This is a genomic window from Bacillus sp. FJAT-27445, assembly GCF_001510665.1.
Classification (GTDB): Bacteria; Bacillota; Bacilli; order Bacillales; family Cytobacillaceae; genus Bacillus_D.
Map to the genome: position 1 here is coordinate 594,620 of NZ_LMTI01000003.1, position 12,068 is coordinate 606,687.

12 protein-coding genes are annotated in these 12,068 nt (G+C 43.4%); 7 read left to right on the forward strand and 5 right to left on the reverse strand.

All coding sequences use genetic code 11. The features are described from left to right. Nucleotides 1-13: 13 nt before the first annotated feature. Together AR337_RS11275 and AR337_RS11280 are read left to right on the forward strand one after the other, a co-directional pair. Nucleotides 14-1,726, forward strand: coding sequence for an adenine deaminase C-terminal domain-containing protein (locus tag AR337_RS11275; RefSeq protein WP_059172095.1), 1,713 nt, complete (start codon nucleotides 14-16; stop codon nucleotides 1,724-1,726). Next, nucleotides 1,723-3,072: an amidohydrolase gene (locus AR337_RS11280; RefSeq protein WP_059172096.1), complete on the forward strand. Its 1,350-nt coding sequence runs from the start codon at nucleotides 1,723-1,725 to the stop codon at nucleotides 3,070-3,072. The genes AR337_RS11275 and AR337_RS11280 overlap by 4 nt, the downstream gene beginning before the upstream one ends. Before the next feature lie 148 nt (nucleotides 3,073-3,220). Here the strand turns inward: AR337_RS11280 and AR337_RS11285 are convergent, their stop codons facing one another. Beyond that, a complete protein-coding gene (locus tag AR337_RS11285) occupies nucleotides 3,221-3,664 on the reverse strand; it encodes a cell wall hydrolase (protein WP_059172097.1) in 444 nt (147 codons plus the stop codon). Between the two features lie 148 nt (nucleotides 3,665-3,812). Between AR337_RS11285 and AR337_RS11290 the strand changes: the two genes are divergently transcribed. From AR337_RS11290 to AR337_RS11310, 5 genes are all read left to right on the forward strand, one after another. Further along, nucleotides 3,813-4,811 (forward strand): DoxX family membrane protein, encoded by a 999-nt coding sequence (locus AR337_RS11290; protein ID WP_253701622.1) that lies wholly within the window; start codon nucleotides 3,813-3,815, stop codon nucleotides 4,809-4,811. Between the two features lie 137 nt (nucleotides 4,812-4,948). Continuing rightward, nucleotides 4,949-5,482: a sigma-70 family RNA polymerase sigma factor gene (locus tag AR337_RS11295; protein ID WP_253701625.1), complete on the forward strand. Its 534-nt coding sequence runs from the start codon at nucleotides 4,949-4,951 to the stop codon at nucleotides 5,480-5,482. After that, nucleotides 5,475-6,806: a DUF4179 domain-containing protein gene (locus tag AR337_RS11300; protein ID WP_059172100.1), complete on the forward strand. Its 1,332-nt coding sequence runs from the start codon at nucleotides 5,475-5,477 to the stop codon at nucleotides 6,804-6,806. Before AR337_RS11295 ends, AR337_RS11300 begins: the two co-directional genes overlap by 8 nt. Before the next feature lie 105 nt (nucleotides 6,807-6,911). Continuing rightward, on the forward strand, nucleotides 6,912-7,421 hold the full coding sequence (locus tag AR337_RS11305) for a hypothetical protein (protein WP_059172101.1): 510 nt from the start codon (nucleotides 6,912-6,914) through the stop codon (nucleotides 7,419-7,421). Between the two features lie 396 nt (nucleotides 7,422-7,817). Next, nucleotides 7,818-8,345: a GNAT family N-acetyltransferase gene (locus tag AR337_RS11310; RefSeq protein ID WP_059172241.1), complete on the forward strand. Its 528-nt coding sequence runs from the start codon at nucleotides 7,818-7,820 to the stop codon at nucleotides 8,343-8,345. Nucleotides 8,346-8,396: 51 nt separating this feature from the next. Here AR337_RS11310 and AR337_RS11315 read toward each other — a convergent pair whose 3' ends face one another. From AR337_RS11315 to AR337_RS11330, 4 genes are all read right to left on the reverse strand, one after another. After that, nucleotides 8,397-8,597 carry a twin-arginine translocase TatA/TatE family subunit gene (locus tag AR337_RS11315; RefSeq protein ID WP_059172102.1) on the reverse strand — a complete coding sequence of 67 codons (201 nt, stop codon included), beginning with the start codon at nucleotides 8,595-8,597 and terminating at the stop codon, nucleotides 8,397-8,399. Nucleotides 8,598-8,739: 142 nt separating this feature from the next. After that, nucleotides 8,740-8,943, reverse strand: coding sequence for a YbdD/YjiX family protein (locus AR337_RS11320; RefSeq protein WP_059172103.1), 204 nt, complete (start codon nucleotides 8,941-8,943; stop codon nucleotides 8,740-8,742). Further along, entirely contained in the window at nucleotides 8,936-11,011 is a 2,076-nt protein-coding gene (locus tag AR337_RS11325; RefSeq protein ID WP_059172242.1) for a carbon starvation CstA family protein, read from the reverse strand. Before AR337_RS11325 ends, AR337_RS11320 begins: the two co-directional genes overlap by 8 nt. A gap of 266 nt (nucleotides 11,012-11,277) precedes the next feature. After that, nucleotides 11,278-12,066, reverse strand: a complete 789-nt coding sequence (locus AR337_RS11330) for an ABC transporter permease (protein WP_059172104.1) — start codon at nucleotides 12,064-12,066, stop codon at nucleotides 11,278-11,280. Between the last annotated feature and the right edge of the window lie 2 nt (nucleotides 12,067-12,068).

Consider the following 12,068-nt stretch of genomic DNA (forward strand, 5'->3'; position numbering starts at 1 on the left):
AGGGATAGTTAAAATGCAAGTCGATTTGATAATTAGAAATGCACAGGTTTTTAATACTTTTACAAAAAAGTTTGAACGGAAGAATGTTTCTATTGTTGGCGACAAATTTTACTATTTGAAGGCTGGTGAATTTGAGAATATAGAGGCTGCTAAAGTGGTGGATGCTAAAAATCAGTACCTGGTTCCAGGTTTAATGGATATCCATATGCATATTGAAAGCTCCATGACTTCACCTTCTATTTTTTCAGAAGCCGTCTTAACGCACGGGGTGACAACTGTCGTTGCTGATGCTCATGAGATTGCGAATGTGTTTGGGATGGAAGGTTTGGCGGCGTTCTTCTCCCAACCGAGTGCTATGGACATTTTCTTTGCCATTCCTTCTTCTGTCCCTTCAACTACGCCAGAATTAGAAACGACTGGCGGCATTATTGGAGTTAAAGAAGTGAAAAAGCTCTTGCAGCATCCTAAAGTCATTGCGCTAGGTGAAGCGATGAACTTCAATGGGATTGTTAATGAACCGAATTCTTTAATTCGGCAAATTTTACATGTTGTTCAAACGGAGAGGCCATTTATGCCTTTGGAAGGCCATATCCCACGTGTTACCCAATTGGAGTTGGCGAAATTTTTATATGCAGGCCTAACGGCTGACCATACCCACCAGTCGCCCGAATCGATTTATGAGAAGGTCACAAGCGGGATGTTTTTGGAGTTGCAAAAGAAATCGATTACACCGGAAAATATACAGGTCATAGTTGAGAATCATTTTTATGAATATGTATCTTTCATTACGGACGATGTGATGGCGGACGATTTGCTGGAGGGGCATTTGAACGCAAATGTACGCTTGGCGATTTCATCCGGTATGCCAGTAGAGCAGGCGCTTTATTGCGCTACCTATACACCTGCCAGACGAATGGGATTTCAGGACCGGGGGGCGATCGTTCCTGGTTTTAAAGCTGACTTCCTGTTATTGGATGACCTTGAAAGCCTGGATATAGCGGCGGTTTATAAGGACGGTAAATTGGTGCATGAAAAAGGAAATGCCTTCCGGTATCCAGCTGAGAAACCTAGTTTTCCTGAGCATTTTTATCAATCTCTTCAATGCCGTCCCATAACATCAGAGGATTTACAGATTAAGGTGAAAGCATCTGAAAAGGCCGTGGTCAACGTGATCCGAATTTCTGAGATAGGTACATTTACCGAACATGTACAGCGGGAAGTTAGAGTCGTGGATGGATTTTTGGATTGGGAAAGTAGTGGGTTGGCCTTGATTGTTGTGATGGAGCGGTATGGAAAAACAGGAGATATCGCCTACGGTTTTGTCGAAAATGCTTTATCCGAAAAAGGAGCCGTTGCCACAACCTGGGCTCATGATCATCACAATTTGATGGTGATGGGAACGAGTGCGGAAGATATACTAGCAGCACAAAAACAAATATTGGACATGCAGGGAGGTTATATCGTTGTACAGGACGGACAGGTGCAAGCGGTTTGCCCATTACAAGTAGGGGGTATTATGAGCGATGCACCGATTCAGGAATTAGGTGCACAACTGAAAGAAGTTCGCCAAGCGATGATTAAGTTAGGTTATCGCAACAGCAATGAAATTATGTCTTTCTCGACTTTATCATTGCCAGTCTCCCCAGTTATAAAAATTACAGACAAAGGAATGATGAATGTACGTTCTCAAATGATAATCCCATTAGTAGAGGGTGAAAAAATATGAGAACACTCATCAAAAATGCCTGGATTTTAACGATAAATGAAAAAATGGAGCAATTTCAAAATGGCTATTTACTAGTAGATGGCGAAAAAATTGCAGAAGTTGGCGAAATGAATTCATTGCCGAAGGAAACCACTTATGGCAAATGCATTGATGCCAATGGTGCTATCTTGTTGCCTGGTATGGTAAATACGCACACACATATCGGCATGATTCCCTTCCGTTCTTTAGGAGATGACTATCCGGATCGTTTGCACCGTTTCTTATTTCCATTAGAAAATGAATGTATGAACGAACAATTAGCCTACACGAGCGGAAGATATGCCATTGCCGAAATGCAGCTGGCCGGTGTAACGACTTTCTTTGATATGTATTATTTTGAGGAACAATTGGCGATTGCGGCTGAGGAAATGCATACCCGTGCCATTTTAGCAGAAACCGTCCTTGATTCCATAACGGTTGATGTTCCGGAACCAATGGGGGGATTACAATACGCTGAACGTTTTATGCCGAAATGGCAAGGAAATCCAAGAATTCAAGCATCAGTAGCACCACATGCACCCTATACGAATACCATTGAAGTGCTTCAGCAGGCGGATAGTTTGTCTCGAAAATACGATGTGCCATGGATGATGCATGTCAGTGAAATGGTTTTTGAGATGAACAAATATCGTGAAGAACGCAATCAAACTCCGATTGAATTTTTAGAAGAGATTGGCGTTTTGAGCCCAAGACTCGTAGCTGCACACTGTATTCATTTGTCAGACCATGATATTGAGTTGTTAAAGAAGTATGATGTGAAAGTGGCACATTGTATCGGCGCCAATACAAAATCTGCCAAAGGCGTAGCGCGTGTACGGGATTTATTGTCCGCTGGCATAGCGGTGGGGTTAGGAACAGATGGCCCAAGCAGTGGCAATACACTCGATTTATTTAGCCAAATGCGATTGTTTGCCAATTTTCATAAAACATATTTACAGGATCGCAGTGCATTCCCAGCCGAAAAGATTGTCCAGTTAGCGACAATGGGGGGAGCACAAGTTTTAGGCCTAGAGGAGCAAATTGGCTCTATCGAGGTAGGAAAACAAGCCGATTTTATCCTCGTTGAAACCGATTCAGTAAATATGTTCCCGATATTTGATCCGTATTCTGCTTTAGTGTACTCGGCTAATGCTAGTAATGTAAGAGATGTATTCATTGGTGGGAAGCAGGTCGTTGCAGAGAAAAAATTAGTTGGCTTTAATCTGGCGGAATTAAGATCAGAGCTTTCCGGAGCCATGGAACTATGCGGATTTAATAGAAAAGCGTTAAAATCGATGGAAGGAAATAGTGATAGTGGTAAACGTTAGATGGAACATGGAAGAGGACATTGGTAGAAATGCATTGAAATCTTGATTGGCTATTAGCCTTCAAGGTTTCTTTTTTTTAAAGCAGCTCAATTTATGTAATCGCTGATTGCCCTTAAGAGCAGGAAAAAGCTTACTCAATTGAGTAAGCTTAGCCTCCCGTATAAATACTTTCACATGTTCCGGCAGCTGGTTCATAGTAACAATGATTTTTGAATTGGCCGGAAAAAGGCTGGTCGTACCATGTTGGAGGGCAAGGGGCATATGGATTGAAATACCAAAGGGCAAATTTCGCCGGGTGCTGTCTCCAATAATCCAAATTCTGTCTGGCTAACCTTTTTTCAACATCTCTTGCCCGCTGATAAAACACATTCCCTTTCTGAACAGCTTCAAAGGAAAAATTTCCTCCCTGGACATGAAATATAACCTGGCGAATTGTTCTTACATCTCTGAAGTCTGAACAATCTGCTTTAGCGCGGTTAACAATTACATTTCCAACATACAGCATTCCCTGTTTTCCTTCGCCCTCGGCTTCCGCTCTCATCATCCTTGCCATTAAGGCAACGTCGGCATCCCTGTATTTTATTCTTGGCATATTTTCACCCCAAGATATAGTATGAAAAAGGCCTATATCTGTGTAGATTTTTTAATTTTTTTATGGATCCAAGATTAGTTAATAATAAATGTTCAAAATTCCGAGGAAAGAGGAATAATAAAAGAACATAACAAGGATGGTGATTACTGTGAAGAAAAGAATTGTGCAGGGCTTGATTGTGCTGGTGGTAATGCTCTTGCCTTTTATCACACATGCACATGTAAAATGGTTTGCCGAAGTAAAGCCGGTAAGGGAGTCTATTGAGAATATACTTTCTCCGTTATTTATTACGGTCGCTTTAGTATGTGCGGTTCTCCTGGCGATATTGTCGCAAGTAATGCATAAGCTAACCAGTTTTAAATTGGCAAGGAGAATAGACCATTGGCTGGAAAAGCGGAGAGTGTATTCCCGTTATTTATTAAAGTACGGAACAGCCCTGGCCCTACTTTTGCAAGTTCTAGCTGGAACGACGTTCGCCCCTGAATTCCATATTGAACATACATGGGAAACCGTTTTAATGTGGGCAGCGATTATCCTTCTCATTATCCCGCATCATATCGCAACCAAGTTAGGTGCAGTAATTCTATTCATTCTTTTCGTAAACGTAACAATGGCCGCGGGCTGGTTCCATATGCTCGATTATGGCTTTTATATTGCTATTATTGGGGTTTTGCTAGTCGGGAAAACGAAGTGGGAGGATTGGGGCTTCCCATTTTTGTATCTTGGGACAGGTTTGAGTTTATGCTGGGTGGCGGTTGAAAAATGGGTATTCCCGAATATGACACACGTAATTATCCAACATCATCATGTGCCTACCTTTGGTTTCCCCGCTGATACATTCACGGTGCTTGCTGCGTTTATAGAGTTTGTTGTGGGCTATTTATTGGTCGTAGGGATATTGAATCGAATCCTGGCGGTAATAGTTACAATATTATTCTTCCTCACGACGATGATATTTGGCTATACGGAGGTTGTCGGCCATGCGATGATCCATATTGTACTGCTTATCTTTATTATCGAGGGAGTATCCTTTTATCACCCGCCGATCCAAATGCATAAAACGAAATTGGATCAAATGGTTTTCGTATTTCTGAATTTTATCTTTGTCCTCTCTACGTATTTGTTGATTTATTATCGGTTTGCTTAAATCTCTGCATGTATATGAACATAAAAGGACGAAAGGTCAAACGGATTATTCCGTTTGGCCTAATTTTGTTGGGCTTCTTTTTTTTTGAACCGCCTTTTAAAAACAATTCGTCTAATTAGTAAGAAAGGGGGATGAGCGTGGAACTTTACTCGGAACACAAACCCGATTTGAAACAGTCCCTGAATGAAATCATGGACCGCTATGGTACTGAGCTTTCCATTCTTGCATTCTCTTATGTAAAGGATATTGAAGAAGCGAAAGATATTGTCCAGAACGTATTTGTGAAGTGCTATACCCATTTGCATTCGTTTCAAGGGAACTCTTCATTAAAAACATGGCTTTATCGAATCACAATTAACGAGTGCAAGGACTATTTGAAATCATCTTATTTTAAAAAGATAATTCTGGGCGGGCATGTAAAAGAAAACTCTACCCACATTACACCGGAAACGGTTTTACTTAAAAAGGCGGAGAACGAACAGGTGATAGCGGCAATCATGGGCCTTGGGAAAAAATATCGGGAAGTGACGATCCTGAGGTATATCCACCACCTGGAAGTAAAAGAGATTGCGGACGTGCTCGGATTATCGGCGGAGACAGTTAAAACGAGGATCAGGCGTGCAAAAATGAAGCTGTTGCCCAATGTAAAGGAGGATCTTCTTTATGAATAGGAAACAATTCTTACAAAACTCTTTTATTAAAATGTATGGTGAGAACTTAACATTTACGGATAAAGATAAAACCGAAGTGTACAGTAACCTACAAAATCCACACGGTAGGAAAAGAAAAAAAGTCAATTTGGTTCCTTTTGTCGTAATGGGTCTCGTTCCAGTAGTATTCATCGTACTCCTTCTTAGTAACGTGAATATCTTTGATAAAGGGGTGGAAAGACAAACTCACTCTACAGTCTTGAAGCCAGCGCCACAATCCAGTCAGAATGCTTTTGGCGATACCGGCATTCAACAGGTATGGGGGAAAGGGTTGATCCAGGAAATAAAACAAACAGCAGAGGACAAGGGCATTTCCTTCTCGGTCGATGAGGTGATGTATGACGGGGCGCGAATCGTAATTGTCTATACAAGGAAATCAGAGGTTGAAGTAAAAAACCCATTTGATTTTTTTCCTACTGAGAAATTAGTTATCAATGGCGAACAGTTCATAAATTATTCCAGCAGTGGCGGGCCGACAGGGATAGAAGGCCAAAACTATATTGAATACCAACTAGGGGCTGATTTGCCGGATCAGTTTGAGCTTGAATATGATTTAGTTGTGAATGGGGATGAAAAAAGGAAATGGAATTTTAAATTCCCAGTCAAAAAGATTGAAGGCTTATACAAGATAATAAAACCGGCCCACTCGGTTACCAGCCAAGACATGACTCTAAAATTAGAGCAGGCGATGTTTACCCCTAGCACAACAAATCTTAAGGTTAGTTTAACTGTCCCTCAAGGGCAAGAGTTGACTAAGAATCATTCCAAAAGATATATTTTCGAAGTGACTGACCAAAAGGGCAAGCAAATAGGGGGCATGTACTCGGCTGCTATCTACGGGAAAGGCTTGGATAATAGCATGTTCAAGGAAACGTTCAACGAGTTTTATGAACCTGTAAGTAAACTGCCAAAATCCTTTACCATACAGCCGTACTCCGTTGAAACCGACCATAAGGGAATGCTTGAAGAATCCTTAAATCAGAATCTGCCTATCCATTTACAACAAGACCAGTACAGCGGAATAAAAATTAAAAAGATTGAACGATACCAGAATCAGCTTTGGATATACTATACCATTGAAGGGCCTACAAATTTGAGGCAGCCCCTTGGAATTAAGAATAAGGAAACGGGCCTAGTATTACCACCAATGAACCGTGTAAAAAACAAGGATGGCTACATTGCCAAATTTGACACGGATCTCCCACCGGAAGACTTAATCGCAATTACGCCTAAAAACAACTTAATAAAGTTGGATGACCTTAAACTAGAGATAGAGATTAAATGAATTAAGTGAAAGCACAAGCAGGCTGTTGGCAGGCTTGTGCTTTATTTTTCGTATTGTTGCAACTTTCTTCCAAATTTTTCGTAAGACATATAAGAGGTGATCCAAATGGACAAACAAACGTTATATGTGTCTGATAACTTTTTTTCGGCTGGGCAGACCGATATTTATAATGGTTCGAAGGAGAAGGTTGGGGAAGTCGACTTGAAGAGTATGTTCAGTGCCGGTTTGGATGTTCTGAATCAGGAGGGGAAGATTATCGTAAGCGCCAAGTTCCCTTTTTTAAGCCGGAGATGGGTCGTCACCGGTTCAGATGGGCAGGAAATCGGGAACCTGAAGGCGAAATTTGCTTTTTTTGCAAAAAGGTATGAATACAGTACAGCGGAGGGCGGGGTTTTTGAGATTGAGTCAGAGGCCTTTTCCAATCTTTATATCTTATACGATGAAAATGGGAACGAGGCTGGCCGTTTTGAGAAAATCAGCGGGTTCTTTTCGGCTGCAGCGTTTCAACTGTCCAGCTCGGATAAGGGACTGGATGTGTATGAAATGATAGCCGTTGTCATGGGCGTAAATGCCATCCAAAAGGCGGCGAGGAATGCACGGAATGCCGCGCACTAACATCTTCAGACATCTTCACACAGCAAAATCCTTGATAATCAAATGCGACGAAACAGGCTTGATTCGGAGTTCCAAGGACCAAATGACACTATGACTGATTTTGTGGAGATGATATGAACCAATCCTCCCTTACCTGCCAATTGTACATAAACATATGCAGCATACCCCTCTATACGTTATACTACTACCATTACAGATTCCTTTTTTTATTCAGCATGGAATAAGATAGTGGGAATTTTCCTTTATTGTAGAATGAATAAAGGTGAGGATAATCGGGAAGCAATCTTTATTCGAAGCGAGGGCAAGGAATTGCTATTCGGTTCGGACAAGGGGCGGATTGATAGACTGCTGGAATTTGCGGAGTATATTATTGGTCTAAAAAGTGGGGGTGTCTACATGAAAAGTTTAAGTGAGAAATATACGATTCGGAAAGGGACTATAGAAGACGCGGAAGGAACCTTTGAAGTGCAGAAATCTGTCATTGCCGAGGGCGGCTATCTCATGACGGCTCCCGAGGAATTTAATAAAACCATCGATCAGCACGAAGAGTGGATAAAGAGGATAACGGCCAGTGAACGGGAAACGCTGTTTGTTGCTGATAGAGATGGAGAGATTGCCGGTTTTATTATGTTTCAATCACCCGATCGAAAAAGGCTGTCCCATACGGGCTCTTTTGGAATCATGATCAGCAAGGAACACCGGGATCAGGGGCTTGGCAAATTGCTTTTAAAAACGCTGCTCGATTGGGCGGAAAAAACCCCCCTCATAGAAAAGGTAAGCCTGGCGGTTTTCTCAACAAATCAAAGGGCAATCGCCTTGTATAAAAGCTTTGGGTTCATAGAAGAAGGGCGCAAGGTCAATGATGTGAAGTTTGGCGAGAATGAGTATGCGGATGACATCCTTATGTATAAATCAGTGAACTAAGAAAGAGGCACGGTATCCCATCAAAACAGCGGGAACCGCGCCTTTGTTAATTTATTTTTTCGTGGTGTCCTCTTCGTCACCCTTGGCAATTTCCTTTTTGATCTCGTCCGTCAGCCCTTCGGAAGCCCGTTTAAATTCCCGGATTGACCTCCCGGCTGCACGGCCGATTTCAGGCAATTTGCTGGGGCCGAACACTATTAGCGCTACAATAAGAATCAAAATCATTCCTGGTACACCGATATTAGAAAGCATCGTCTCATCTCCTGGTGGAATTGTATCCAGTCATATTAGACCAGTATATCCTTTTTTGGAAAAGAGGACTAGTGGAGGCGCTTCTGTTAACCTAGTAAAAAACCCGTACCCAGTGAAAAAGTGGATACGGGTTTTCCTTTTACTAGCAGCACCTGGATACTTTCCCGCCCTTGCCATTGTAGCGGGCGTCCTGTGCTTCACAGAAGAATTCCTTTCTTGTTTTTACAGGTTGATCTGGGTGATGGGCCATCATGTGTTCAACATATCTCTCATAACTCGGGACCCCGACGAGCAGCGAAATGAATTGTTTCCGGTATGAGAGTATGTCTCTCAGTCTTTTAAGCATAATGTTTCAGGTCTCCATCCCCACGTGGAATATAAGGTGATTCGTGCAATTCCATCTTTTGGTTCTTCAGCACCTTAACCCAAATCCTTAGGGCAGAAATCAGGACTGCAATCACGACTATCATGAAGAATCCGCAAAGAGCGGCATCGATATAGTCGTTCAAAAGGACCTGCCTCATTTGTGCCTCACTCGCTGCAGGGGCCAAAACCTTCCCTTCATCCAAAGCCTGGCTGAATACCTTGGCATGGGCAAGGAAGCCGATTTTTGGATTCTCATGGAAAAGCTTTTGCCAGCCGGCGGTCATGGTAACAATCAAAATCCATGTTGTCGGGACAAGGGTAACCCATACATACGCTTTTTTGCCCATTTTGAAAAGGACGGTCGTCCCGAGAAGCAGGGCGATTGCGGCAAGCATTTGGTTCGCGATGCCAAACAGCGGCCATAGCGTATTGATTCCGCCAAGCGGGTCGATAACCCCTTGGTATAGGAAATAGCCCCAGAAAGTTACACAAAGTGTTGTCGCAATGATATTTGGAATCATTGCGTCCGTTTTTGCAAACGGCTTGTACACATTGCCGAGCAGGTCTTGGATAATGAAGCGACCGACGCGTGTTCCGGCGTCTATAGTCGTCAAAATGAACAGAGCTTCAAACAGGATCGCAAAATGGTACCAGAACGCCATAAGCGCTTTTCCGCCAATTACCTTTGAGAAAATGAATGCCATCCCGATGGCCAGGGTAGGAGCCCCGCCTGTACGGGAAAGGATGGTTTGCTCGCCCACATCTTCGGCAAGCGCGGTCAAGTCATCAGGAGTGACCGTGAATCCCATCGCTGAAACGGCTGTAGCAGCCTGGACCGCATCTGTCCCGATAACAGCAGGAGGGCTGTTGATGGCAAAATAAATCCCTGGCGTCAGCACGCACGCTGCAATCATCGCCATGACCGCAACAAACGATTCAGTCAGCATCGCACCATAGCCAATTGGCTGGGCATGTGATTCGCGTTCGATCATCTTTGGTGTCGTACCTGACGAAATCAATGAGTGGAAGCCTGACACGGCTCCGCACGCGATGGTGATAAACAGGAACGGGAAAAGGTTGCCGGCGAACACCGGGCCGGTTCCATCAATGAACTTTGTCACGCCAGGCATATGCAAATCCGGGGCGACAATCAGGATACCTATGGCCAGTCCGAAAATAACGCCGATTTTCAGGAATGTACTTAAATAATCACGCGGCGCAAGAAGCATCCAAACCGGAAGGACGGATGCAACGAAGCCGTATACAATCATCATGATGGCGATTGCTTCGCCTGAAAACGTAAACAATTTTGCGAGATCGGCATGCTGGGAAACGTATTGTCCTCCGTAGATGGAGAGAAGGAGAAGGATTCCCCCCATGATCGAGGCTTCGCCAACGCGGCCTGGGCGGATATAGCGCATATAGAATCCCATCAGGATTGCGATTGGGATGGTCGCGGCAATCGTGAACATTCCCCAAGGGCTACCGACAAGCGCCTTCACAACAACTAACGCCAATACGGCCAATAATATAATCATAATTCCTAAAATGCCGACCATGGCGATAATGCCCGTAATAGGGCCGATTTCTTCCTTAATCATTTCACCAAGCGACTTGCCATTCCGGCGCATCGAGCCGAACAGGATGATAAAATCCTGGACTGCACCGGCAAGGACTACACCGACGACAATCCAGAGTGTTCCCGGCAGGTATCCCATTTGGGCTGCGAGGATTGGTCCGACAAGCGGGCCCGCGCCAGCGATTGCGGCAAAGTGGTGCCCAAACAGAACCCATTTGTTTGTCGGGACATAGTCTTTTCCGTCATTATTCACTTCCGCTGGAGTTTTCCTGTTGTCATCCAGTTCGAAAACTTTTCTTGCGATGAACTTGCTGTAAAAACGGTAAGCGATAGCATAAACACAGATGGCGGCTGTAATAAGCCAAATTGCATTGATGGTTTCTCCGTTATTTAGAGCCAGGACCCCGAATGCCGAAGCTCCCAGTGCCGATACCAAACCCCAAATAATGATTGACTTTAATGCTTTGATAATACTCCCCACCTTTTCTGTTTTTAGTACATACAAACCAAATTATATTTCATTATTCTGAATTTTTAAATAAGAAATTTTCGTTTTGTGAAGAAATAAGGAGAAGTGACTAGGACTTACTGCTAGGAGTAAACCAATATAGGAATGTTTTTCGGAAAAGCAAAAAAAGCCGCTTGCTTTGGCAGGCGGCTTTTTCATTGTACAATTAACAATTATCGGACTGTAGGCAAGGTCGTCATATTTTGGCTGACAAACCTGTCTTCGCTTTAACTCAATTCCATCGTCCCCTTCACTCTTGCCTGGTATGCGGCAAAGCGAATACAACCGATGCACATAATGAAAAATACAATTCCTAATAAAAACTCCTGTCCGGTATATGCAAGGACTCTTTCATAGTTTCCCTCATTCATAATCTCCTTTGTCAGCTTGACGCCTCTCGTTAATGGCATGAATTGTGCTATGAACTGCAATGCGTGAGGCATGACTGCCTGAGGATAATTAGCCCCGCTTAGTAGGAGCAGGATACTGGCTAATAAATTGGTCAGCAGGTGCATGGAAGGCGTCCATAAACAGAAACTGCCGATAATTAACCCGAGACCGCAAGCGGAGAAAATAGAAACAGCCCATACAAGCGCAAGGGCTCCTGCTGCTTCTAACGTAATTGAGATGTCAAAAAGTAAAATTCCAAATATTAACCCAATACATGCAGTAAACAACCCGTTTGCAACGTGTGCCAAAGAACGAGCCAAAAACATCGCAGGCTTGTTCGCCGGCGCTGCCATGACTAGCTGCAGCGTGCCCATGCTCCGGTCTGAGGTAATGACCGATGTGATTCCAAACACTGAATTCATTACACAAAGTAACAAGGCGTTTGCACCAATATAGCCGGCAAGATCCACGCCATCATAAACATGCTTCACCAAAAAAGAAAAAAACAGCAATTGGCTAAGCGGCATGCCTACCATGACAAGTATATACACCTTCGGATCCAGCCAGCCAAATAAAGCCCGATAGGATAATAAGCTATGGCGCAGAAAACGCTGAATTGTCTCCATGA

Coding starts and splice junctions, on each gene's coding strand:
- AR337_RS11320 (WP_059172103.1), bottom strand. CDS start 8,943: ATGCTTAAAAGACTGAGAGACATACTCTCATACCGGAAACAATTCATT.
- AR337_RS11305 (WP_059172101.1), top strand. CDS start 6,912: ATGGACAAACAAACGTTATATGTGTCTGATAACTTTTTTTCGGCTGGG.
- AR337_RS11310 (WP_059172241.1), top strand. CDS start 7,818: ATGAAAAGTTTAAGTGAGAAATATACGATTCGGAAAGGGACTATAGAA.
- AR337_RS11315 (WP_059172102.1), bottom strand. CDS start 8,597: ATGCTTTCTAATATCGGTGTACCAGGAATGATTTTGATTCTTATTGTA.
- AR337_RS11285 (WP_059172097.1), bottom strand. CDS start 3,664: ATGCCAAGAATAAAATACAGGGATGCCGACGTTGCCTTAATGGCAAGG.
- AR337_RS11280 (WP_059172096.1), top strand. CDS start 1,723: ATGAGAACACTCATCAAAAATGCCTGGATTTTAACGATAAATGAAAAA.
- AR337_RS11330 (WP_059172104.1), bottom strand. CDS start 12,066: ATGGAGACAATTCAGCGTTTTCTGCGCCATAGCTTATTATCCTATCGG.
- AR337_RS11300 (WP_059172100.1), top strand. CDS start 5,475: ATGAATAGGAAACAATTCTTACAAAACTCTTTTATTAAAATGTATGGT.
- AR337_RS11275 (WP_059172095.1), top strand. CDS start 14: ATGCAAGTCGATTTGATAATTAGAAATGCACAGGTTTTTAATACTTTT.